Source organism: Sphingomonas sp. PL20 (assembly GCF_017875905.1).
Lineage (GTDB): Bacteria > Pseudomonadota > Alphaproteobacteria > Sphingomonadales > Sphingomonadaceae > Sphingomonas > Sphingomonas echinoides.
Window position 1 is genome coordinate 3,475,784 of sequence record NZ_JAGINH010000002.1, and the last position, 24,236, is coordinate 3,500,019.

Genomic DNA, 24,236 nt, shown 5'->3' on the forward strand with positions numbered 1-24,236 from the left:
TTTGGTATCGTTTTTATGACAGGTCGCGAATTGTCCCGTCAGGCCTGGATCGACGCGGCGAGGTCGGACGCCTCGGTGGCACCGCGCGTCGGGGGCACCCTTCCCAAATCGGGGTGATAATAAAGCGAGCGAAAAATATAGGTCAGATCTTCAAAGACGTGTTCCCGCGAACCGGCCTCTTCCTTGAGCATTTCATCGACCGAATAGGCGATCTCGACCGCCAGCCGCGTACGTCGGTGGATCAGCTCGCGGGGGATGCCAGGGAGATAGGTTGCGTACACATCCGTCATCAGATCGGTGACGAAATGATGCGAGGAGAGGCGGATATGCGCGAGGCTCGGCACCGCGCGCAGCGCCCGCATGATCCAGATCGCGCCCGGCTGCTGCCCCGTGATCGCGTCCATTTCGCGAACCAGATCTTCGACATGGTCGACCAACGTATCGTATCCCGCATCCCGATAGCGGTCGATCCAGCGCGTCAGGGCTTCGTTCTGGCGCTGCATCAGTCGTTCCGCCAGCGCCTCGATCACGGCATATTTGTCATCGAAATATCGATAGAAAGCGGGGGAGGTCAGCTTGGCGCGCTGGACGATGAGGTTGCTCGAAATCCGCTCGATGCCAACTTCCTCCAGCAACGATTCCGCGGCCGAGAGGAGGAGCTCATACGTCTTGCGCGACCGCTCCTGCATCGGCTTGCGATGATTGCTCAACCCATCTCTCCCGCCGCGCTCACCCGCCTGCGACCTTCTCACGATCGCACCGTAACGGCAATGCGATATTGATAGCTATCGTTTCCCGAGATTCAACCGCGCGCGGATCATGGGTGCGGAGGGCATCAGCAGCGGGCGCGACCTCCATTTCAGGATCGCCCGACGTCAACGGTGTCGGTCAGGTGGTTACGCCATACTTGTTCAGCCGAAGCTCAAATTCTTCCTGCAACTCCGGCCAAGCGTCAAACGCTGGTTGAATAACCAGCAGCCCTATTTCGGCGAGCGCCGCTGCTATGCCTTTCCGAAGATCGGTATCTTCCGGCAGATTATGCTTCAAAATATCATACAACCGCACCAATTCACGGGAGGCAGCGGTCCCACCATTGGCCAAAATCCGAGCCATATCTTTATCCATATCGCCCTCTCGACCGCCTGGCGCCATCCTGCGGCTGCCCGTTATGTGGTTATATCTTTGAACTTATCCACGCCGCCTAGGCCCTGCCTGCATGCGTAGAGCAAGACATTGCGCTCTATCAACGCCATCCGCAACAATAGCCGCTCATCTTTCCCGGTCCGCTCAACCCGCCAGCCACAGCATGCGCTGGTGGAAATCGAGCGGCGGGTCGACGTCGCGAAAACCGAGCTTGAGGTACAAATCGCGCGCACGGGTGTTGGAATGCGCGACATGCAAATCAAAGCCCTGGCCGCCCGCTGCGGCGAGCAAGGTCTTGGTCCAACGGAGCAAGGCCACGCCAAAGCCGCGCTTGTTCGGCAGAAAACTCATCTCCAGCGCGCGCCACACGGGACCGTGACGATCGAGATAATAGCGCCCGATCGGTGCCACCGTATCGCCCTCCACGCGCTCGACGATCCAATAGTCGCCGCGCGGGAAGGCTTTCAGAAAATGGCGATGCTGCAGGTCGAACTGTTCGCGGATGATACGCTCGCGCGCCTCGGTGCCCCATGGCGCCAGCACGAAATCGGGCGCGCTGATCGCGCGGTGCAGCGCGCGGAGAAAGCCAAGATCGTCACGCCCCGCCGCCCGGAGCCGTACCCCCGCTGCCGCCAGCATCGGCGTCAGCGCGGGCGTCGTGGCGCGCGGATCGGGAAAACGCGGCAATGGGCGATCAATGCGCGTTTGAATGGTTGCGCCCGTCTTTGCAGGCTTTACCATTGCAGGGGCAATCGCAGTGGCGACAAAGCAACGCATAGGGGAAAGACAATGAAACTGCCGGCGGCGGAGGATTTTGAGCCTTGGGTGGGCAAAGCGGTGCGAGTGTTGACGGTGCCTGAACCCGTTGAAGTGCGGCTGCTGCAGATCGACCGCAAAAGCCATTTGGTCAACCACTTCCGCGAACCCTTTACGCTCATCTTCGAATCGCCCGAAACCGTCTATCTGCTCGATGAAACCTATGAGTTCGATTGTGGCAAGGGCGGCCCCTACCCCATTGCCATAAGCCAGTTACAGCCGAGGCCCGGACAGCCCCGACTGTATCAGGCGACCTTTTGTTAAGGGCGCGTCGGCCAAATGCCAGAAGTCGCGATGATGGTGAAGATGCCGATCGATGGCTGAATGTTGGGCACAGGGAAGTTGTTACCCGTTGAACCCGTGGTGACCGTTCCCTGCGGGGTGAAGGAACCACCCGTCACCGTGAGCCCGCCGATATTGACTGCGGTCGTGCCGGATCCGGCGGGCGCATACACTTTAACCGCGCCCGGGCCGCTATTGGGGAACCCGTTGCTAAGCTGACTTCCGGCAGCTGGAGCGTTCGTCACTTGCGTGGTCGTGGCTGCGGTCAGGACCGAGAGGGTGCCCGATGCCGTCGTCGCCCCTGCTGTTCCATGAAACACCGCCGTGTGGTTGTGCTGGGGCAGGTTGCTGAGGGTCAGCACGTTGTTTTCGTCACCGGTCGTTTCCCCAACAATATAGTTGGACAGGCCAGGCCCCTGGCCCGTGCCGACCATGACGCGACTGCGGACATCTGGAATGCCATAGGTGTTGACGCCGTCACCGCCGAAATTTGTGCCGAGCAGCGCAAACAGCGCTTGGTTTTGCGAAATCGGTAAAATCTGCCCAGCACATTGCAGCCAACCTAATGGTGCATAGGTGAAGCCGACCTGCATGATCTGGCCGATAAAAGGGTCGGACATACTGATTCTCCTTGTTTTGTTAAGATTATACAGGACAAGAAACAAAGGTACGCGACGCTACTTGAATCCGCTCGATACACTGCGGCCTGCAAATAATGCGACCAAGGCGGGTGTGTACGCAAGTGTAATGGGCCATACCGCGAAAATTTGAACGGAGATCGCGTATCATGGTGCGGTGCACCATGTAATGTCGCACATAAAGTCTATGAATATTAAGCGCTTTATACGCGCAGAGTGCGCTACACTGCGGAAATCCATCCGCGCCAATTGCGGATACGGGGCAAGCCGATCGGCCAGAAGACCGCCGACTTGCCCCGTTCCTGCTAGGGTCCGTCAGTAGAACCCCTTTTCACGTTAGAACTGGTAGGAAACCTTCATCGTCGCGGTGCGGCCCGAGTCCACGATCGACCCGATCGTCGAGCTGTTGCGCCCGATCGTGGCATAGTAGCTGCGTTGATTGGTCAGGTTCGACAAAGCAGCTTCGAGCTTGGCGCGGCCATAGCGATAGCCGACGTGCAGATCGAGCTGGCTGTTGGCGCGCACCCAGCCATCGAGGTCGCTCTTCCCGTCAATCACCGCATATTGGTACACATAGGACCCGATATAGCGATACGACAGATCGGCCTGGAACGTGCCCAGCACATAGGACAATTGCGCGTTGCCGGTCAGGTTCGGCTGGTTGAGCAGACGTTCGTTGCTCGACAAGCCACCCTTGGGATCGACGCTCGATCCTTCCAGCGTAACGTTCCCCGACAGGATGAAGTGGCCTGGAATGCTGGCCGCAGGATCCAGCACGGTCGAGGCCGCCAGTTCCAGCCCGTAGACATCGCCTGCGCCACCGTTGACCGGTTGCACAATGGTGGTGGAATTACCTGCCGAGACGCCAGTGGCGTTGGTGTAGTTGTTCACTCGCGAATATGTGAAGTTGTCGATGTGTTTGTAAAAGGCGCTGATCGAGCCGGACGTTTTAGCGCTCGAGAACTCGGCGGACGCGTCGACATTGGTGGAATCGAGTGCCTTCAAATTAGGATTACCCATCGTAATTGTGGTCGTCGCACCACCGTCCGAGCGAGAGTAGCGCTGGCCACCAGCCAATTGGAAGAACGACGGCGCGACATAGGAGCGCGACACCGAGAAACGGTACACGCTACCCGCATTCGGCCGATAGTTGACCGCGAAGCTCGGCAAAACCTTGTCATAGGTCGTTTTGCTCGACGCGAAATTGCCGACAGCTTCCGTGCCGTTGGCGGGCAACGGCAGCACCCAGAAGGTATTGGTGATGCCGGTATGCTCATACCGCAGGCCCGCCAGGATTTCGGCGTGACCGGTCTCGAACGTCCCCATAGCGTAGAGCGAGGTGATCCGCTCATGCCCGGTTTGTGTGTTGCAATTCTGGTTGTTGACATTCTTGATCGCGGGATTGGGATCATTGCAACTGTCATCGGCGGCGGCGAAGGAGCCGTAGGTCGCGAGGATCGCCTTGTTGTATACCTGGTCATACGCAGCGCGGCTGATCAGCGGGGCCGCGAAATTGTATACGCCCGGCACGATCGATGGCACGCTGCCCCCGAATATCCCCAGAGTCGTCCAGTTCACCTCGGCACCTGCAGCATTGAAAACGCGCGGTGTATAATAATCGTTATACGTGTGCTTGCGATACGCATCGCGGTATTTGGCACCGAAGCTGATTGTCTTCAGAAAATTGCCATCAACATCAATATCAGCATCGAATTTCGCGCCATATTTGCTCTGGCGGCTGAATTCCGCCGATAGATCGCCGAAGCGACGCGCGTTATAATTGGCGATGTCGTTGATATAAGCATATTGCGCCGCCGACCCGATCAGCAGCGGGATGCCGTTCTGATAGGTGAACATGGTCGAGCCACTATACGGGAGCGCCGCACCGCTATTGGGCTTGCGTGCCGAAATTTCCGCATGGTCCGGCGCGTTATATTCACCATAGCTGAAGAAGACATTGGGCTGCAGCGTCAGCTTGCCGAGCTTCAGCTTGCCGCCGAACTGCGCGGTCGCCAGCAACGCCTGTTCGGGCGAAGTGGTAAAGTAATAGCGTGGCCGGATCTGCCCGATGCTGGGGGCATAGACACCGCTGGTGCCGATCTGGGTCTGGCCGACGCTGTCGCCGTAAATCTGCGCATAATAGGAATTCTGCGTGATCTCGTTCTGGGCATAGGTGCCGCGCAGATACCAGCTTTGGGTGTCGCTTGGGGTCCAATCGAGCGAGAGGCTGCCGCCGTAGCGCTGGTTGGTGCCCTGGGTGAACCCGGCATTCACCCCGGTGGAAGTGAGATTCTGCGCAGGCGACAGACCCGAGGCGCTGGTGCCGTCCTTATTCTGGCTGGCATAGGCCCATTGGCCGTTGGTCGCCGCCGGATAGACACCGTCGATGATGGTGTTGGTGAAGTTGGAGCGGTCATAATAACCGCCGACGTAAATGGTGAAGGCCTTCGACTCCCCAAAGCCGTGCGCGACTTCCAGCGAGGCGGTCTCACCGTCGGACTTCTGGCCATAATCGCGCGCGCGCGTGTTGATGCGACCGGTCACCGATACGTTGAGCGCCGAGCTATTCTCGAAATCCGCCGCAGTCGGCGTGCGGAAATCGATCGAGCCGCCAATCGCGCCGCCGTCTTCGGTGGCGAGGAAGGATTTGTTGACGACCACGCGGTGCATGCCGCTGGGTGGCAACAGGTTGAGCGGCACCTGGCGGCTGAACGGCATGCCCTGCGCGCCTTCGACGCCATTGATCAGGTTGATGTTATATTCGGCCGCCATCCCGCGCAGCGAGACGTAATTGCCCTGGCCGCGACCGGCGATATCGACGAACACGCTGTTGGTGTTGCCCTGGCCGCCGTTGAACACGGACACGCCGGGCAAGCGCGCGAGGGCTTCGGCAATGTTCACATCGGGGGCGCGCTCGATCGTCTCGGGCGACAGCACGGCGATCGCGTTGGGCGAGGCCACCTGTTCCTGCGCTGTGGTCTGCGCAACCTTGCGGTTGCCCGTGACGACGATGGTCTTGGTGCCCGTCGTCTCTGGCTCGGCATCGGTCGGCTTGGTGCTTTGCGCGTGCGCCATGATCGGCATCGCGAAGACCGATGCGATCAGCATGGATTTAAACGTAAAACGACAATGGTTCACAACGACCCCCAATGGATGATTTTTGGTCCGACCGACGTACAAAGCCGATCGGTCGGGGCCGCCTAACAGGGGGGTGTGTCAGCGCGGGTGCAACGCCGCGTCAGATTCGTTACGGTGTCGTTACAAAATAAATCATTCTTAAGGATGACGTCGCCTGTTTGCGAACGGCGTCCGGGCGGTGCCCTAACCGACGGCGTTTTGTTCCATCAACCGCGTCACTTCGGCCAAGGGGCAGAGACCACGCTGCTTGATGGCGGCAGGGATCCCACGACAGGACGGCAGCACCAAAATCTGATGCGCCGGTGCCTCCTTGCCGGAGAATGGGACGAGGTGCCGGATTTGCTGCGGATCGGCGGCTTCGAAGAAGAGCCGGGCCCAGCGCCGCCCGCGCCGATCGCGCAGGACCTCAATCCCGAGCGCACCGCCCGGTGGCGGATCCCCAGCAGCATAGCCGCGCGCCGCCACGCGCACGCCGAGCATGGCCGATAGCGCCGCGACATTGGTGTCGTGGCCCATGAAGATACTCACTTTGGCCGCGCCAGGATCGCGCAGGGTCGCCGCGATCCGCAGCGCCAACGGCCCCGCGACCCGCGCCGCCATATAAGGCGGCCGCGCATAGACATCGAACAGCGCGGCATGGAGCGCGCCCAGCCGTGTAACCGCGGCCGGACTGGTCCGCCCCCAGCCAACGTGCGACAGCGGCATCCCCTCCAGATATTCGAGCAGCAAGATCTGGGCGGTGCCGGAATAGCGGCGGATCGGCCCGGTCAGCGCGATATCGCGGCCATCATCGGCGACGCGAACCTCGGCCGGCACGCCCGCCAGATCGCACGGCGCAGCACCCTGGTCGCAGCCGATGACATGGGCAATCTCGCGCAAGCCAGCTATATGGCGCGCGGTCATGGCGGCCACGCCACCGGTATAGGCCTGGATCGAGGCGAGCGCGGCCGCACCGTCAAAGCGCAGCGGGCTGATATGCAGCGGTTCGAACAGCGGGTCGGTTTGCCCATCCGCGAGATGGCCGATCGGCACGGCACATCCCGGTGCCAGGCCGTTGGCGAGCGCCGCGCCGCTGGCGATGGTGCGCGCGGCGGTGTTGGTCCAGATCGTCAGATCGCGCGGGCCCGGGCATTGCCCGCGCCACAGCCCGCTTTGCACGAACTGCCGTCTGCGCCACGCCCCGATCAGCCGCAGCGCTTCCGCACCGCGCGGGGTGAGCATGCTTGGAGCGACGGGCCAGGCCGGCATGGGGGCATGCGCAAGATCATCGATCGCTGCCTCCGTATCCAACGGTGCGCGCACGCCGTGGCGGTAGAGCAATACCACCTTTTCCACAGTGAACTGCGGACGGGCACGCGCGACGGCCGCGCCGCCTGCACCCAAGAGAAGCGCAAGCGCGGCAATCGCCAGAGTCATGCCGCGCATCATGGCAGCCGCACCGTAAAGCCGAGATGCAGCGGATCGGGCGCGCCCGGATAATAATCCGTACTGATGATCTGCGCGCCCGACCGCAACGCCGCCTGGAACCGGCGATAATCCCCGCGCCGCGCCTCGACCGTGTCGGAATCGGCGCGGGTGCGCACGATAAAGCCCTGCGCGACCGCCCGACGAATGCGCTCTTCCTCCGCAACCGGATTTTGTATGTTGAGGATGGCGGCTTCCGCATCACCTTCGGGATAGGTGCCGAACATCGCGCGGCCACGCAACGCGGCATGGCCATGCCGGTAGACGTCGAGCACGCGATCATTGGTGTCGAGCACCAGCAGCACCTTGCCCCGCGCCGCCGTCAGCCCCGGCCAGCCGCCGTGCAACACCGCCTCGCGCAAGGTCGGCCAATGGCCGCGCACCTGATCGGGCGTGATCAGGCGGGCGGACCCGAAAATCGCGCGCGCGCTGGCATCGATCGCCGCCAAAGCCTTTGCGTCGAAGGGCATTAACTGCGGCATGATCGGATTGTCGCCCTGCCCGTCGCTGGCATTGACCAGCACGGTGATCGGCGTGTGCCCCGGATGTGCCCGTGACCACGCCGCGACTTCAGCGAAACAGGCGTCGAGCGTCAGGCACAGGCTGTGCCGGTCGACAAACGGCACGTGCAACACCTTGGCACCGGGCTGGCGCATCGCCGCAAAGCTGGCGGCATCGCCAACATAAGGCGCGGCGAACAGACCGCCAAATGGGTCCGCAACCGGATCGAATTCGACTTGGCGCAGCCCGAGATCGAGCTGCCGCGCAATCGGCGGATGGCCATATTCCACGCCCGGGGATTCGACACCAAGGATGCGCCGTTGCTCCGCCAACGCCTGCTCGGTCAATTCGGGGCGATAGGAATTGTGCGAGCCGAGCACGCGCATCGCGTTGAGACGCTGGTCCGGTGCCTGCGCGGCAACCGATCCGATCGCGCACAACGTCGCCAGCAAAGCGGCAACGAGTCTAAACACCATCATGCACCTTCTCGTTGACAGCTTCCCACCGGGCGGCGGGCGCTTGGATAAGCCCCACCGCTGTCACCACACGGCAATGACGTCGCCATGACAGGTGCCTTTAAAAAACACGCCGTGCCATCGCATGGCTCGGCCGCAGTCAGAACTGCTGGCGCACCGTCAGCCCGGCGGACCGTGGCTGGCCGATCGTGCCGAAATAGGCCCCATACAGGGTCGCCCCGCCAAGTGGGTAGCTCTCAAGGCGACGGATATCGGCCAGGTTCTTGACCCACAGCTGCACGGTGGTCCCGGAATGGTCGCTCGTCCAACCGAGCTGCGCGTTGGCGATGCCGACATTTCCCAACCGCGAATAACGGCTGTTGTCGATATTGCCGAAATAGGATGACCGGTATCCATAGTCGAACCCGATCGACGCCAGCCCGATCGCCCGCACATGACGGCTATACTGTGCCGATGCGTTCACGATCCAGCGGGGCGCATCCGCCAACGGAGCACCGCTCAAGTCGCAAGCGGTCGCGCCCGCCGCCTCGGGCGGGCACGGGGCGGTGCGATAGCTATCATAGTGCGCATCATTATACGCTGCCGTCATGGAGAGGTCGAAGGCCGGCGCTGCCCGCCAACGCGCCTCCACTTCCACGCCCCGCGTCGACACGCGCCCGACATTCGTCAGGATCGCCCCGAACAAGCGGTTCAGCGTCGCCTGATAATCGCCGATGCGCGTATAAAAGAGCGCAAGGTCGACATGGATCTGCCCACGCAACGCGGTGGATTTCAGGCCAAGCTCGAAGCTGTCGGCATGCTCGGGCCGCACGATCTGATCGTCCTGCGCCGTCGCGACAATCGGATTGATCCCGCCAGCCTTGGTCCCGCGCGCATAGCTTGCATACAGATGGAGGGCGGGAGACCAGGCATAGCTAAGCGCGAGCGTGCCCGAGGGATCGACCTCCTCAACCGCCAGCGCTTGATGATAGCCTGGCTGCGCGGCATTGGCCGAACGATCGATCACGCCGGATTTGCGCTCATACGTGCCGCGCACACCGAGCGTCAGCGCGAGCTTGGGATCGAGGTGCCATGTGCCCTGCACAAACGCTGCGGCACTTTGCGCGTTCAGATCGGATTCGGTCGAGCTGGTGGTGCCATTAAAGGCGGCGAGAAAGGGCGGCGGGGCGACCGTATTGCCCAGGAAATTCGCCGCTTTCCCGGCAAAGACGAGACGCAGCGCCGATTGCAGCGATTGCCGGAAATAATACACCCCCGCCGTCACATCGATCTTGCCGCCGCTCCGATTGGCGATGCGAAGCTCCTGGCTGAATTGCCAGTCGTCGGTCGGCACGGCGGCGTTGGCATAGGCGTCTGCGCTCGACAGATCCCCGTCAAAGCCCGCGCGATAATGCCATTCGCGATACCCGGTGATGGCGGTAACCTCGGCCGCGCCCAGATCATAAACCAGGTTGGCAGTGATCCCGCCTTGGTGAACGCGCACGAATGTGGGGGCATTCACGCTGGTCCGATAGGCGTCGCCACCCAGCACCGCACTGCCGCCAGCAGCGACCACGCGCGCCACATAGGTCGCCGATGGTGGCCCGAACGAGCCCGCGACCAGGCTGCAGCAGCTGTCCTGCTCTTCATGATAGTCCGCGATCAAGCGCAGGCGAAGGCGCGCGGTCGGCTCGATCAGAAACTGGAGGCGAGCCCCGGTCCGATCGGTGCCGTTCAGCGGACTGGGGTTGTCGATCCGGTTTATCCACCCGCGTTGCCCGGTGTGGTACACCGACACGCGCGCCGCGAGCACATCGTCGATCAGCCCGGTTGATACGGTTCCGCGCAGCTGCCCATAGGCATTCGTCCCCCCCGATAGGTCGGCACTGCCCTCGCGCGTGAAGGTCGGCGCTTTGGAGGTGATCACGATTGCCCCCGCCGTCGTGTTCTTGCCGAACACGGTGCCCTGGGGTCCGCGCAGAATTTCGACAGCGTCGATGTCCGCCAGATCATAGGCGGCCATGCCAGGCCGCCCGAGATATACGCCATCGACGAAAATCCCGACAGCGGGTTCCAGTCCATCGCTCGCCGGATTGCGACCGATACCGCGGATCGAGACGTAGTTTCCGCGCGGGTTGAAATAGCTGATGTTCAGGCTGGGAGAGAGCTGTTTGAGGTCCTCAATCTGGTAAAGCCTGCGGCGATCGAGCGTTTCCCCTGTGACCTTGGTAAGCGCCACCGGGACATCCTCGGCCTTTTCGTCGCGTTTGCGTGCCGTCACGACGATGTCGTCCTGCCGCTCGGCCGCCAAGGCATCGGTCGCGCCACAGGCCGCGAACAGGCGGCACGCCCCCGCCAGCAGCAGCAATCTATGCGTGTTTGTGCCGCCCGCCATTCGCTTTGAGTCTCGCCCCCGCGCCACGCATCATAACGGTGGCCTCGGGGGTGCGAAAGGGCGCGACCGGCGCTCGCCATATGTCGTCCCCAAGAGGCACCACAAATCGGTTGACGATCACCTCCTTTATGTTAGTTATACTAACATGGAGTTGGCATCACCACCCCGATGAGTCGTTCGACACGGTCAGGGTAGTGCCGCCGCACATAAGCGGAGGCTGAGACATGTTCGACGAGGTAAGCGCGCGCGACGATGCAGATACGCCTGTCGATGGCGACAGCGCATCACGCCAAGCCGACATCGACCCGCTCGGGCTTTTGCTCTTGCGGGTGCGTCACGGCGACCAACGCGCCTTCAAACGGGTCTATGACATGACCGCGCCGCGCCTCTTGTCCAAAGCCTTGTCGATCCTCTCGACGCGCGACACGGCGGAAGACGTGCTCCAGGAAACCTATGTCCGGATCTGGCGCAATATCGCGCAGTTCGATCCGGCGCGCGGCAGCGCCGCGACGTGGATCCTGCGCATACTCCGCAACGCGGCGATCGACCGGCTTCGGCACGATCGAACGATCGCCCGCTACCAGACCACCACCGACACCCTTCCCGACCTGCCCATCGCGCCGGAGCCGGTCACCGACCGCATCGATCTTGACCGGGCACTGGCCCGGATTTCGCCCGAGCAACGCGCGTCGATCTGCCGCGTCGTCGTCCATGGCTGGACGCATGACGAAGTCGGCAAGCTGGACGGCGTGCCGACCCCCACCGCCAAGGCCCGTGTGCAGCGCGGCCTTCGCCGCTTGCACGCCGCCCTCACCGACATCCCCCCGGACGCAAGGGTGGCAAATGCGGCGGAAAAGGCGCTAGCATGATCGGTGCTTTCGACCGCGATACTGGCAGGTTTGGTAGAGAATGACGAACGACGCCGCCAAGGCACCGTATCAAAGCCCGCTCCGCGCGCGCCTGAAAGAGCAGACGTCGCTCATCATCCTCGAAGCGGTCGGCTCGGTTATCCGCGATGCCGATCTCGCAGCGGTGAGCATCGCCGAAGTCGCACGCGTCGCCGAAGTGACCGAACAGACCGTTTACCGGCATTACCGCACGCGCGACGAACTGATCCGCGCCTTCATCAAATGGCATTTGGAACGCGCGGTCGGCGGGCCCGAAATCCAGCTTCCGCGAACGATCGACGAGCTGCTCGCGTGGTTGGAAGGTCGGTATCGCGCCTGGGAACAGGATGGACAGATTGTCAGCGAGACGTACCTCTCGGCAATCGGGCGCGAGCTGCGCAAGCCCCTGTACGACCTTGGCTATCAAAACCTGAACCGGATGCTCAGCAACGAACATCCAGAACTGAGCGATGCGATGCGCAATTACGTAGCGTCGGCCATGCTGACGCTGATGAGCACCGAGAATTTCGTCTTCCTGCGCTACAACCTCGGATATGACGCGCATGCGGTGCATGGCAGCGTGGTCAACGCCATCAACGCTATCCGTCGCGGCCTCGAGCCGGATCTGCCCGCCGACTATATTTGAGCAGGGCTCCGGTCATCCGTTCGCGGACGTGGTAAGCCGCGCCTCGATCGCCGCCCATACGTCCGGCGATGGCAGCTCGGACGCGGCCTCCTCTCGCGCCGTCGCAGCGGGCGAGACCAGCGAATCGAGTACGGCACGGTAACCGTCAACAAGATCTCGAAACACAGCATCGTCGATCAACCGATCCTTTGCCTGGTTGAGCAAAGGTGCCCGCAACACCCCCAAAACAAAATCCAGCGCCAGCGCCTGTTCCGGTAAAAGAGACGTCGCATTCCTGAACGACGGGATCGCCATATGGCCAGGCATGCTTTGCTTTTCCATCACGCCATACGCCATCTATATTTGGTGATTTTCAACAAAATTCGAAGCGACCTCGGCAATAGGATGTTCAGCGACGGCGGAGACATCACGCTTCCGAAGCTGGGGACGAAAATACGGGGAGCATCGCTCCCCGTATTCCGGACAAACGCACACACCGCCGGACGCTCCCGTATCGGGGGAAGCGGTTGCGTCCGCCCGGTATGCGCCCCGATCACAAATGCCGATCCCCGGGGTTGGGACAGATCGGCAGTGTCAGGCCGACATGGCTGACGCTTTTTCTACGGAAGTCCTCGGGCGTTTGGATGCATGCCCGCGAAAATTTCGCGGCTACCGCCAACACCCGCCCAAAAAATTGCGAAGCCTGTGCATCCACGGTCAGTGCGCGGCCGTAATAAGGGCATCGGCGGGCAGATTTCTAAGATCCTGCTTCCTCCGGTCGCACAGATGACGTGTGCGCTCCTCTGCATCTTTAGACTTACTGCCTGAACATTTCATCATCTTGCAACATTGAAGGATTTTTTCATGAACAAGACCATTCTTGCTTCGATCATGCTTGCCACGGCAAGCGTTGCCGGCGTCGCTACCGCTGCAATGGCGATGCCCGCGCCGGTCACCGTTGGCGGTGCGCCAATGTATGCCAACAAGAACATCATCCAGAATGCGGTGAATTCGAAGGATCACACCACGCTGGTCGCCGCAGTGAAGGCCGCCGGTCTGGTCGAGACGCTGTCGGGCCCGGGTCCGTTCACGGTGTTCGCGCCCACCAACGCCGCCTTCGCCAAGCTGCCCGCCGCCACCGTTCCGACGCTGCTGAAGCCCGAGAACAAGGGTCAGCTCACCTCGGTCCTCACCTATCACGTGCTGCCGGGCAAGCTGTCCGCCACCGCGCTGCGCGCGAAGATCAAGGCCGGCAATGGCCGCGCAATGTTCAAGACGGTCCAGGGTGAGGAACTGACCTTCACCATAGCGGGCCGCCGTCTCCAGATCACCGATTCCAAGGGTGGCACATCGACGATCACGATCGCCGACGTCAACCAGAGCAATGGGGTGATCCACGTCGTCGACGCAGTGCTACTCCCGTAAGGCATTGCTCCGACCTGGGGGGAGGCCAACCTCCTGCGCTTCCCCCCAGTTTTCTTCATTCGATGGCGCAGGATCCTGACATGACAGCGCGCAGCCTCGCCAGACCACGCCGCGTGACCATCCACCCGCTGATCGTGCGGCTGTGCCACTGGATCAACGCGGTTGCGATGATCGTGATGATCCTGAGCGGCTGGGCGATCCACAATGCGGACCCAATCGCGCCGTTCGTCTTCCCCAATGCGATCACGCTCGGCGGCGGGTTGATCGGCGGGTTGCAATGGCATTTCGCGGCGATGTGGGTGCTGTTCGTCAACGGCATCCTGTACCTGGTCTATGGTTTCGTAAGCGGCCGGTTCGCGCGCAAACTTCGCCCGATCAGCCTGCACGATGCGGTTATCGACGGTCTCGCCGCGCTGCGCGGTCGGCTCGGTCATGCCGATCTGTCGGTCTATAACGGGGTGCAGCGCCTGCTGTATGCCGGTGTGATCGCACTCGGCGTGCTGGTCGTGGCGAGCGGCCTGTCGATTTGGAAACCGGTGCAGTTCGGCTGGCTGACCTGGCTGTTCGGCGATTTCGATGTCGCCCGTATCGTCCATTTCGCGGCGATGAGCGGCATCGTTCTCTTCTTGCTTGTCCATGTTGCGATGTCGCTGCTGGTACCGCGCAGCCTGCTCGCGATGATCCGGGGGGCGTAAGCCATGAACGACGAAACCCGCTATATCCTGAGCGACGCCGCGCGCGGCCTCGACGTGCCGACGCGGCGGCTGTTCCTGCGCAACGCGCTGGGGCTTGGCACGCTTGCGATGCTGAGCGGCTGCGACATGGTGGACGGCCTGAGCGCCGAGCGCGTGCTCGGCGCGATGTCGGATTTCAACGACCGCGCGCAGGCCTGGCTGTTCAACCCCAACACGCTCGCGCGCGAATATCCCGCGCGGATGATCACCCGCCCGTTTCCGTTCAATTCCTTCTACACGCCCAATTCACCCGATCTGGCCCCGCGGATCGACCCGCGCGAGTTCCTGCTCAACGTCACCGGGCTGGTCGAGCGCAAGGACGATTGGACGCTGCGCCAGCTCTACGCGTTGCCGCGCTTCACTCAGATCACGCGCCACGTCTGCATCGAAGGCTGGAGCGCGATCGGCAAATGGACCGGGGTGCGCTTTTCCGATTTTCTGGCGCGGGTCGGGGCGGATCGGCACGCGAAATACGTCACCTTCCGCTGCGACGACAATTATACCACCTCGATCGACATGGCGACCGCGCTCCATCCGCAAACCCAGCTCTGCTTCTGGATGAATGACGCGGTGTTGCCCCGCCAGCACGGTTTCCCGATGAAGTTGCGCGTGCCGACGAAGCTTGGCTTCAAGAACCCCAAGCACATTGGCGAGATCGCGATCGGCAATGACTATACCGGCGGCTATTGGGAGACGTACGGCTATAACTGGTTCAGCGGGCTCTGAGCCAAAGCCCGCGATCAGGCCGGGCGCACGACCAGAATGTGGAACGTGCCCGGCAGCATCGCCGGTCGCCCACCGCCGGCCGGGGCAGGTCCGAATTTCGCGCTTGGCAAATAGAGCGTGCCGGTTTTGGGATCGAGCGCGCCGGTGCGCGCGCCCACTTCGGTCTTGACCGTGCCGACATGCGCAACCGCTGCGCCCGACAGCGAGAGAATATCGAGCACGCCATCTTTACCACAGGGGATGAACGCCAACTGCCGCGCTTCATCCAGGATGACGGCGTCTGGCCCCGCGCCGATCGCGATCAAGCTCGTCAGCGTGCGGGTCGCGACATCGACGACCGCCGCTTTGCCATTGGCGCACGCCGCGATCAGGCGGTTGTGGGGCGTGTCATAAGCAAGGCCGGTCGGCGCGTCGCAGCCGGGCAGCGCAATCGCTAAACCCGCCACCCCGCGCGCGACATCGACCGTCTCGATCTCATTGGCTTCTTCATTGTTGATGAACAGCGTCCCGTCCGCCGCGAACGCCGCATATTCGAGCGCGGGTTTGACGGTGATGGTTTGGGTCAGCTTGGCCGTGGCGAGATCGATCACCGACACGGTGCCGCTGGTCGCGTTCATTACATAAGCGTGGGTCTTTGTGGGATCGAGGATCGCCGCGTCGGGCTTCTTGCCGACGGCGATCGTGGCACTCTCGGTGCCCGTGGCTGGGTCGAGCACGCGCACAGTACCATCGGTCCCGCTGGTCACCAGCAGCGCGCCGCCCGGCAGCGGCACCGCCGCATGGCCGCGCTGAACGTTTCCGATCGACGAAACCTTGCCCGTTGCCAGATCGACCACCGTAACGCTCGTGCCGCGTGCGACATAAAGGTGCGTGCCGTCATCGTCGGTCCGCGCATAATCCCACGGCCCGTCCGGCCCCGCAATCGCAGCGGCGACGCTATAGCGCGGCGCGGCGGCGGCCCCTCCCGCCAAGGGCAAAGCAAGGGCAACGAACGCAGCAAGAAGCGATTGAGGACGCATGGCGGTCTCCACGATAAAGCGAGGCGGCCCTTCTGACGGCATCACCCGCGCGCGTCACGTTAGCGTTTCCTAATGCGGTGTTTTTGTAGCAAAACGGCGATGATCCGCGCAGTATTGGGTCAGATTGTGAAGAATCAATGTCCAATCCCGGCCATCTGCATCCATAGCGCGAGCATCGCTTTCCAACGCCATGCTCGGAATTTCATGAACGGCGAAACACGGCCTGCGCGGCGACTCGCTTCTCGCTTTACGGCGATCCTGCTCGCGGGATTCCTGAGCGGCTGCGCGCATTATGCAGCGCTGCCGCTGGCGACCAACCCGCCGCTCGCCCCCACGATCGCGGCGCTGGATCGCGCAAGTCCCGCGCCGCCGACCGGCCCCTTGTCCGTCGCCGACATTGTCGATCTAGCGCTGGCCAACAATCCCGAGCTCAAGGCCGCCCGACTGAAGCGCGCCCTTGCCGCCGGGCAGGCGAAACAGGCTGGAACCTTGCCCAACCCGTCCCTCACCGGGGCATTTCTGCCACTGCTGTCGGGGGTGGGCACGGTCCCGGCGTGGAATGTGGGGCTCGGCCAGGATCTCAAGACGCTGCTCACCTATCGCACCCGCCGCCGCGCCGCGCAGGATAGCGAGCAGCAAGTCGCCGCCGATGTCGTGTGGCAGGAATGGCAAGTCGCGGGCCAAGCGCGCCAGATCGCGAGCGACCTGATCGTCGGGCGCACCAGCCGCGCGAGCTATCTCGCCGCTTATCAATTGCTCGCCGCGCGCAATGCGAAGCTCGAACAGGCGCTGGCGGCGCGGAACGTAACGCTGGTGACCGTCGCCCCCGATCGCGTCGCGCTGCAGGCGGCGCGCAGCGCGCTCAATGCGCTCGACCAGAAACAGCTCGCTTTGGCGCATCAGCTCAATGCTTTGCTCGGCCTTGCCCCCGATGTCGTCGTGCCGCTGGCGACGCAGGTCGATTTGCCGCCGTTCGACCCGGCTGCGATCCGCACCGGGCTCGCCACGCTGCCCGAACGCCGCCCGGATCTGATCGCGCTGCGCATGGGCTATGCGGCGGCGGACGAGCAAGTGCGCCAGGCGATCCAGTCGCAATTTCCCGATCTGGTGCTCGGCGGCAGCGTCAGCAGCGACAATTCCAGCGTCGTCAGTGGCGGCCCGACCGCGACGCTCAGCCTGCCCGTGTTCGATCGCAACCAGGGCAATGTCGCCATCACACGGGCAACGCGCGCGCAACTCCATGCCGATTATGCCGCGCGGCTGGCATCGACGATCGGGACGGTCGGCGCGCTGCTGCGCGAGATGGAGCAACTCAGCGCCCAGCTTGCCGAGGCGCGCCGCGACCTTCCCGCCGCGCGTCTGGCCGCCGAGCGCGCGCAAGCGGCGTTCGGTGCCTCCAATCTCGACGAGCGCGGCTATGTCGATCTCGTCTCGAACCGCTTTGCCAAGGAACAGGACATTATGACGCTGGAGCTGGCGCTGCTCGACCGGCAGATCGCGCTGCAAACGCTGGTTGGCGACGGTCTGCCGGCGGTCGAGACCGGGACGACCGCGCGATGAAGGCGCTGATCGCGTTAACCGCAGCGTTCGCGCTCGTCGGCTGTGGAGCGGCATCCGACGAGACCAAGGCCGAACCGCAAAGCGTGCTGGTTTCCACCGTCGCGGCAAAGCACGGCGCGCTGCCGCAGACCGTTACCGCTTATGGATCGGTTGCGCCCGCGCTCAACGGCGCGCAGACCTTCAACGAAGCGCAACCGGGGCAACTGACCAAGCTGCTCGTTACGCCGGGCGCGACGGTGCGGCGCGGGCAAGCGCTGGCAGTGTTCGTCCCTGCCCCCGCCAGCCGCAGCGGCTATCTCCAGGCGGTCGAGGCGCTGGATTCGGCGCGCAAGCAGCGCGCGACCACCGCGCAACTGCTCGCGCAGCAACTGGCGACGCAGGATCAGCTCGTCCAGGCGGACAAAGCGGTGGCCGATGCGCGCACCGCGCTGGCCGCGCTGCAAGCCGAGGGTGCTGGCCGCGCCGTCCACACGCTGACCGCGCCATTCGACGGCATCGTAACCACTGTGAGCGTGGCGCAGGGCGACCGTACGCAAGCCGGGGCCACATTGCTCACCGTTGCGCGGGCAGGCGGCATCGTCGTCACCGCCGGGGTCGATCCGGCGGAGCGCGACAAGGTCGCGATCGGCCAATCGGCGTCCTTGCTCCGGCTGTCGGGGGGTGCCGCGCTTTCGGGCCACGTGCTGCGCGTCAGCCAGGCGCTCAACGCCAAAACCCGCATGGTCGATGTCGATATCACCTTTCCCGCAGGGGCCTTGCTGCCCGGCGAAGCGATCCAGGTCGCGATTGCGACCGGGCAGGTTTGCGGCTGGATCGTGCCGCACCGCGCGGTGGTGACGGCGGGCGGTGCGCCGCATGTCTTTCAAGTCACAGGCACCAAGGCCAAGGCGGTGCCGGTCACCATCCTGCTCGCCTCCGATGCGGGCGATGTGGTCACCGGCGCGATCGATCCGAAGCGCCGCCTGATCGTCGATGGGGCGTATCAGGTCGGTGATGGCGATACCGTGCGGTGGGCGCACTGATGCTCGAACGTTTGCTGCGCGAGCAATCGCGCGCCTTCGTTCTGATCGCGCTCGCGGTCGCGCTGGCGGGAATCGTCGCCGCGCTCGCCTTGCCGGTCGGGCTGTTCCCGCAAGTGTCGTTCCCGCGCGTGGTGGTCGATCTCGATTCCGGCAGCCGCCCCGCCGACCAGACCGCACTCACCGTCACCCGCCCGGTCGAGGAGGCGATCCGCGCCATTCCCGGCGTGCGCGATGTGCGCTCGGGCACCAGCCGCGGCACTGCGCAAATCTCGATCGATTTCGGCTGGGGCCGCGACATGACCGCCAGCACCTTGCTGGTCGATTCCGCTTTGGCGCGGACGCTGCCAACGCTGCCGCCGGGCACGCAATATACCGTGCGCCGGATGGACCCGACGGTGTTCCCGATCCTCTCTTATGCTTTGGTGTCCGAAACGGTCGATCCGGTGGCGTTGCAGGAAATCGCCAAATATCAGGTGACACCGTTGCTCTCCGCCATTCCCGGGCTGGCGCGCGTCGGCGTACAGGGCGGCGGCACCGCCGAGGTGCAAGTGCTCGCCGATCCGCACCGACTGGCCGACCACAATCTGTCGATGGCCGACCTCAGCGCGGCGATCAAGAACGGCAATGTGCTGAGCGCGGTCGGGCAAGTGCAGGATCGCGGGCGGCTGTCGCTGGTCATCGCCGATCGCAGCGTGGCGAGCGCGGCGCAAATCGGCGCGATCGTCATCAGCGCCGATCCGCAAGGCGTGCTGCGCGTCCGCGATGTGGCGACGGTGCAGGAAGGCGCGGTTCCGGTGTGGCAGCGCATCGTGGAGGATGGCAAACCCGCCGTGCTGTTCAACATCTATGAACAGCCCGACGGCAATGCCGTGCAAATTGCCCAGGCGGTGCAGCAGAAACTGACCGGGCTGGCGCTGCCGAGCGGCGTCAAGCTGGTGTGCTGGTACGATCAAAGCGCACTGGTAACCGAAGCGGTGGCGAGCGTGCGCGATGCAGTGCTGATCGGCCTGGTGCTCGCCGCCTTGGTGTTGCTGGCGTTCCTGCGGAGCTGGCGCGTCACGCTGATCGCGGCGATCGTGGTGCCGGCGACGCTGGCGGCCACCGTGCTGGTGCTGAGCGTGCTCGGCATGAGCTTCAACATCATGACGCTGGGTGGCATCGCCGCCGCAGTCGGCCTGCTGATCGACGATGTCATCGTGATGGTCGAACATATCGCGCGCCGCGCTGGTGCCACCGGCGCGGATGGCACGCCGCGCGGCGATGCCGCCGTCATCCCGGCGGCGCGCGAGTTTCTGGCACCGCTAACCGGCTCCAGCCTCGCCACGCTGATCGTGTTCGTGCCCTTGTCCTTCCTGACCGGGGTGACGGGTGCCTTTTCCAAGGCGCTGTCGCTGACGATGGCGGCGGCGCTGGCGATCTCCTGGGCGATGACCGCGTTTGTCGTGCCGGTGCTGGTGCGCTGGCTGGTCGATTTCGATTCCTGGCATGATCCCGGCGCGGGCAAGGACGACCACATCGCGCGGCTGCACAGCCGCACGCTCGACCGGCTGAATGCGCGGCCGTGGTTGCTTGCGGTCATCGCGGTGCCGCTGCTGCTGCTTGGCTATGTGAGCTACAGCAATGTGCCGAGCGGCTTCATGCCCAAGGTCGATGAGGGCGGGTTCGTGATGGACTATTATACCCCGCCCGGCACCTCGCTCGACGAGACCGAGCGGCAAGTCGGCCAGATCGATGCGATGCTGCGCGCCAATCCCGATGTCCTCACCTTCTCGCGCCGCCTTGGCACCGGGCTCGGCGGCGATTTGGGGCAAAGCTATCATGGCGACTATTTCGTCCGGCTGAAACCCACCCACGCCCCGACCGAAGAGGTCGCCGCCGACGTCGCGCGGCAAGTGACCGCCAAGGTGCCCGGCGTGCAGATCGAAGTGGCGCAACTGATCGAGGATTTGATCGGCGATCTCACCGCCGTGCCGCAACCGATCGAGGTGAAGCTGTATGCGGCGGATCCGGCAGTGCTGCCGGGCGAAGCGCGAAAGGTCGCCGCGCTGATCGGCAAGATCGATGGCGTGGTCGAAGTGAAAGACGGCGTGCAACTGGCCGGCGATGCGCTCACGGTGCGGGTCGATCCGGTGCGCGCGGGGCTGGAAGGCGTCACCCCCGCCGATGTCGAAACCCAGCTCAATGCCGCATTGACGGGCAGCGTGGCGACCACGCTGGCGCAAGCGAGCAAGGCAGTCGACGTGCGCATACGCCTGCCCGAGGCGCTGACCATGAGCGAGACCGGCCTCGCCCAGCTCCCGATCCGCGCGACCGACGGGCACGTATTCCCCTTGTCGCGCGTGGCCTCAATCCAGCCGGTGACCGGCCAGCCACAGATCGGCCGTGAAAATCTGGAGCCGATGATCGCGGTGACCGGACGCATTCAGGCGCGCGGGATCGGTGCCGCCGTCGCCAATGTCACCGCCGCGCTCGATCGGCCGGGGACGCTGGCCCCCGGCATCCGCTACGAACTGGGCGGGCTGTATCAGCAACAGCAGATCGCCTTTGCCGGGCTGGTCAAGGTGTTCGGGGCCGCGCTGATCGCGGAATTTGCGCTGCTGCTGATCCTCTATCGGCGCTTCTGGCTGCCGGTCATCATCATCGGCTGTTCGCTATTGTCGACGACCGCCGTATTCACCGCCTTGTGGGCGTCGGGGGTCGATCTCAACATCACCGCGCTGATGGGGATGACGATGATCATCGGCATCGGCACCGAAATGGCGATCTTCTACGTGTCCGAATTCGAAGATCTCGCGCGGCACATGCCACCCGCCGAGGCTGCGCGCGCGGCCAGCCGCAATCGCCTGCGCCCGATCACCATGACCACGCTGGCGGCGATCTTCACGCTGCTGCCGCTCGCGCTTGCGATCGGTCAAGGATCCGGCATCCAGCAACCGCTCGCCATCGCGATCATCGCCGGGCTGTTGCTGCAATATCCGCTGGTGCTGCTCGCCATGCCAGTGCTGTTGCGGTTGACGACGGAGCGTCGTGCCACCTGATTGCTCCGCACACCCTCTTTTTGCGAATGGTACCGCAATCGCGGCATCTTGGCGTTTCTGCGGGAGCGCGGTACGACCTCCGCCGAGAGAGGAATTTCGTCATGACATTTCGTGTTGCGGCTATGCCGTTGCTGCTGGTCGCTGCGTCGGCCTCCGCCCAGGTCGCAGCCCCGCCTCCACCGTCTCAGACCGCGCCCGACGCCGGTATGCCCGTGCTGCCCGAATGGACGAAGCCCGCGCTGCGCGGTGCCTGGAACGATATCCGCCTGTCCCCCGATGCGCGCGCCAAGGCGCTGCTCGCCGCGATGACGCGCGACGAAAAGCAGACCCTCGTCTTCGGCTATTTCGGCACCGACTTTCCACGACTGCAATACCGCGCACCCGCCGCCGCGCATAGCGGCTCGGCCGGTTATGTGCCGGCGATCGCACGGCTCGGCATCCCGGCGCAGCATCAGACCGACGCCGGGGTCGGCGTTGCCACTCAGGGCGGTGCCGCAGTAAAGCGCGAGCGCACCGCTTTGCCCTCCAACCTCGCCACCGCCGCAAGCTGGGATGTCGCGATTGCGCGCGCGGGCGGCACCATGATCGGCGATGAAGCGCGGCGCTCGGGTTTCAACGTCATGCTGGCTGGCGGGGTCGATTTGCTGCGCGAGCCGCGCAACGGCCGCAACTTCGAATATGGCGGGGAGGATCCGCTGCTCGCTGGTACGATGGTCGGCGAACAAGTGATCGGCATTCAGTCGAACCATATCGTCTCGACGATCAAGCATTACGCGATCAACGACCAGGAGACCGATCGTAACGCGGGAAACTCGGTGCTCGATCACAGCGCGGCGCGCGTGTCCGATCTGCTGGCGTTCCAATTGGCGATCGAACGTGCGGATCCGGGTTCGATCATGTGCTCCTACAACCGCGTCGACAGCGTTTACGCCTGCGAGAATAGCTGGCTGCTGACCGACGTGCTGCGCAGCGATTGGGGGTTCAAGGGCTATGTGATGAGCGACTGGGGCGCGACGCACAGCACCATCGCCGCCGCCAAGGCCGGGCTAGACCAGGATTCGGGGTTCCCGTTCGACAAGGAACCCTATTTCGGAGGGCCACTGCGCCAAGCAATCGAGCAGGGCACGGTCCCCTCGGCCCGGCTCGACCTGATGGCACACCGCATCCTGCGTGCGCTGTTCGCGCAAGGCGTGTTCGAGCGTCCAGTGAGCGAGCAGCCGATCGACTATGCCGCCCACGCCGCCGTGACGCGTGCCGGAGCGGAAGCCGGGGCCGTGTTGCTGAAGAATGAACGTGGGTTGCTGCCGCTCGCCGCCAGCGCGAAGCGGATCGCGGTGATCGGCGGCCATGCCGACAAAGGCGTGCTCGCCGGGGGCGGATCGTCGCTGGTCTATCCGGTCGGCGGCAATGCCGTGCCGGGCTTGCAACCGACGATTTGGCCCGGGCCGATCATGTATTACCCGTCCTCGCCGCTCGACGAGATCCAGCGCCAGGCCCCGGGGGCCACGGTCCGCTACGCCGATGGCAACGACCCGGCGGCCGCGGCGGCGCTTGCGCGGGACAGCGATGTGGTGATCGTGTTCGCCACACAATGGGCGGGCGAATCGTTCGACGTGGCGATGGCGCTCGACGGCAATCAGGACGCGCTGATCGGCGCGGTCGGCGCGGCCAACCCCAACACCGTGGTGGTGCTCGAAACCGGCGGGCCGGTGGCGATGCCGTGGATCGATCAGGTCGGGGCGGTGCTCGAGGCCTGGTATCCGGGCACGGCGGGGGGCAAGGCCATCGCCAACCTGCTGTTCGGCAAGGCCAATCCGTCGGGCCGCCTGCCGGTAACCTTCGCCCGCAGCGTCGATCAACTGCCCGATCCCGCCAAACCGCATAGCGGCGACGTGGTGTATAAAGAGGGCGCGACGGTCGGGTATAAATGGTTCGACGCCAAGGGCATCGCACCCTTATTCCCTTTCGGCCACGGCCTGTCCTACACGCGCTTCGTCAGCGAGGGCCTGCAGGCAGCAGCGCCGGGCGGCGTGCTCACCGCGACCTTCTCTGTGCGCAACACCGGTGCGCGGGCAGGGGCAAGCGTTCCGCAGCTCTACGTCGCCCCGGTCGCGGGCGGCTGGGAAGCCCCGAAGCGTCTTGCCGGTTTCACCAAGGTCGCGCTGGCACCCGGCGCGCGCAAGGCGGTGACGCTGACGGTCGATCCGCGTTTGCTCGCCACATGGGATGAAGCCCACCATCGCTGGCACATTGCCGGAGGTGCCTACAGGGTCATGCTGGCGGACTCGGCGCGCGACATCCGGCAGACGGTCACGGTGACGCTGCCCGAGCGCACGCTGCCCGCCACCTGGCGCGCCCGCTAAAGCGG

General features: G+C 64.0%; 20 protein-coding genes. 10 read left to right on the forward strand and 10 right to left on the reverse strand.

From position 1 onward, the window contains the following. Positions 1-38: 38 nt before the first annotated feature. From H4W01_RS16330 to H4W01_RS16340, 3 genes are all read right to left on the reverse strand, one after another. A complete protein-coding gene (locus H4W01_RS16330; RefSeq protein WP_209612437.1) occupies positions 39-710 on the reverse strand; it encodes a TetR/AcrR family transcriptional regulator in 672 nt (223 codons plus the stop codon). A gap of 178 nt (positions 711-888) precedes the next feature. Beyond that, complete coding sequence (locus H4W01_RS16335; RefSeq protein WP_154651302.1) at positions 889-1,125, reverse strand: hypothetical protein; 237 nt, start codon at positions 1,123-1,125, stop codon at positions 889-891. Positions 1,126-1,287: 162 nt separating this feature from the next. Next, complete coding sequence (locus H4W01_RS16340) at positions 1,288-1,830, reverse strand: GNAT family N-acetyltransferase (RefSeq protein ID WP_209612439.1); 543 nt, start codon at positions 1,828-1,830, stop codon at positions 1,288-1,290. A gap of 102 nt (positions 1,831-1,932) precedes the next feature. Between H4W01_RS16340 and H4W01_RS16345 the strand changes: the two genes are divergently transcribed. Further along, positions 1,933-2,223 carry a DUF6916 family protein gene (locus H4W01_RS16345; protein ID WP_010404912.1) on the forward strand — a complete coding sequence of 97 codons (291 nt, stop codon included), beginning with the start codon at positions 1,933-1,935 and terminating at the stop codon, positions 2,221-2,223. Here H4W01_RS16345 and H4W01_RS16350 read toward each other — a convergent pair. From H4W01_RS16350 to H4W01_RS16370, 5 genes are all read right to left on the reverse strand, one after another. Beyond that, complete coding sequence (locus H4W01_RS16350; protein ID WP_010404914.1) at positions 2,220-2,861, reverse strand: phage tail protein; 642 nt, start codon at positions 2,859-2,861, stop codon at positions 2,220-2,222. The two genes, H4W01_RS16345 and H4W01_RS16350, sit on opposite strands and share 4 nt — an antisense overlap. A gap of 354 nt (positions 2,862-3,215) precedes the next feature. Beyond that, positions 3,216-5,987, reverse strand: coding sequence for a TonB-dependent receptor (locus H4W01_RS16355; protein ID WP_209612441.1), 2,772 nt, complete (start codon positions 5,985-5,987; stop codon positions 3,216-3,218). Positions 5,988-6,200: 213 nt separating this feature from the next. Then, positions 6,201-7,433, reverse strand: a complete 1,233-nt coding sequence (locus H4W01_RS16360; RefSeq protein WP_209612443.1) for a histidine-type phosphatase — start codon at positions 7,431-7,433, stop codon at positions 6,201-6,203. Between the two features lie 8 nt (positions 7,434-7,441). Next, positions 7,442-8,461: a Ca2+-dependent phosphoinositide-specific phospholipase C gene (locus tag H4W01_RS16365; RefSeq protein ID WP_209612445.1), complete on the reverse strand. Its 1,020-nt coding sequence runs from the start codon at positions 8,459-8,461 to the stop codon at positions 7,442-7,444. A gap of 136 nt (positions 8,462-8,597) precedes the next feature. Continuing rightward, a complete protein-coding gene (locus H4W01_RS16370) occupies positions 8,598-10,832 on the reverse strand; it encodes a TonB-dependent receptor (protein WP_209612447.1) in 2,235 nt (744 codons plus the stop codon). A gap of 224 nt (positions 10,833-11,056) precedes the next feature. Here H4W01_RS16370 and H4W01_RS16375 point away from each other — a divergent pair, with 224 nt between their 5' ends. Together H4W01_RS16375 and H4W01_RS16380 are read left to right on the forward strand one after the other, a co-directional pair. Next, the gene (locus tag H4W01_RS16375; RefSeq protein WP_209612449.1) at positions 11,057-11,701 is read left to right on the forward strand and encodes an RNA polymerase sigma factor; all 645 of its coding nucleotides are present in this window, start codon (positions 11,057-11,059) and stop codon (positions 11,699-11,701) included. Positions 11,702-11,741: 40 nt separating this feature from the next. Beyond that, positions 11,742-12,365, forward strand: a complete 624-nt coding sequence (locus H4W01_RS16380) for a TetR/AcrR family transcriptional regulator (RefSeq protein ID WP_010404922.1) — start codon at positions 11,742-11,744, stop codon at positions 12,363-12,365. 12 nt (positions 12,366-12,377) lie between these two features. Here the strand turns inward: H4W01_RS16380 and H4W01_RS16385 are convergent, their stop codons facing one another. Continuing rightward, positions 12,378-12,701: a hypothetical protein gene (locus H4W01_RS16385; RefSeq protein ID WP_209612452.1), complete on the reverse strand. Its 324-nt coding sequence runs from the start codon at positions 12,699-12,701 to the stop codon at positions 12,378-12,380. Positions 12,702-13,208: 507 nt separating this feature from the next. Between H4W01_RS16385 and H4W01_RS16390 the strand changes: the two genes are divergently transcribed. The 3 genes from H4W01_RS16390 (at position 13,209) to H4W01_RS16400 (ending at position 15,229) form a co-directional block, all read left to right on the forward strand. Next, the gene (locus H4W01_RS16390) at positions 13,209-13,769 is read left to right on the forward strand and encodes a fasciclin domain-containing protein (RefSeq protein WP_209612454.1); all 561 of its coding nucleotides are present in this window, start codon (positions 13,209-13,211) and stop codon (positions 13,767-13,769) included. Between the two features lie 80 nt (positions 13,770-13,849). Then, on the forward strand, positions 13,850-14,464 hold the full coding sequence (locus H4W01_RS16395) for a cytochrome b/b6 domain-containing protein (RefSeq protein ID WP_209612456.1): 615 nt from the start codon (positions 13,850-13,852) through the stop codon (positions 14,462-14,464). A gap of 3 nt (positions 14,465-14,467) precedes the next feature. Beyond that, on the forward strand, positions 14,468-15,229 hold the full coding sequence (locus H4W01_RS16400) for a molybdopterin-dependent oxidoreductase (protein ID WP_209612459.1): 762 nt from the start codon (positions 14,468-14,470) through the stop codon (positions 15,227-15,229). Between the two features lie 14 nt (positions 15,230-15,243). On the opposite strand, the gene H4W01_RS16405 is transcribed toward H4W01_RS16400, so the two are convergent. Beyond that, the gene (locus tag H4W01_RS16405; protein ID WP_209612461.1) at positions 15,244-16,248 is read right to left on the reverse strand and encodes a YVTN family beta-propeller repeat protein; all 1,005 of its coding nucleotides are present in this window, start codon (positions 16,246-16,248) and stop codon (positions 15,244-15,246) included. Positions 16,249-16,452: 204 nt separating this feature from the next. Between H4W01_RS16405 and H4W01_RS16410 the strand changes: the two genes are divergently transcribed. From H4W01_RS16410 to H4W01_RS16425, 4 genes are all read left to right on the forward strand, one after another. Further along, positions 16,453-17,808: a TolC family protein gene (locus H4W01_RS16410; RefSeq protein WP_334685315.1), complete on the forward strand. Its 1,356-nt coding sequence runs from the start codon at positions 16,453-16,455 to the stop codon at positions 17,806-17,808. Further along, positions 17,805-18,830 (forward strand): efflux RND transporter periplasmic adaptor subunit, encoded by a 1,026-nt coding sequence (locus H4W01_RS16415; RefSeq protein ID WP_209612463.1) that lies wholly within the window; start codon positions 17,805-17,807, stop codon positions 18,828-18,830. The genes H4W01_RS16410 and H4W01_RS16415 overlap by 4 nt, the downstream gene beginning before the upstream one ends. After that, positions 18,830-21,868, forward strand: coding sequence for an efflux RND transporter permease subunit (locus tag H4W01_RS16420; protein WP_209612465.1), 3,039 nt, complete (start codon positions 18,830-18,832; stop codon positions 21,866-21,868). Before H4W01_RS16415 ends, H4W01_RS16420 begins: the two co-directional genes overlap by 1 nt. Before the next feature lie 101 nt (positions 21,869-21,969). Beyond that, entirely contained in the window at positions 21,970-24,231 is a 2,262-nt protein-coding gene (locus tag H4W01_RS16425) for a glycoside hydrolase family 3 C-terminal domain-containing protein (protein WP_209612467.1), read from the forward strand. The last annotated feature ends 5 nt before the right edge of the window (positions 24,232-24,236 follow it).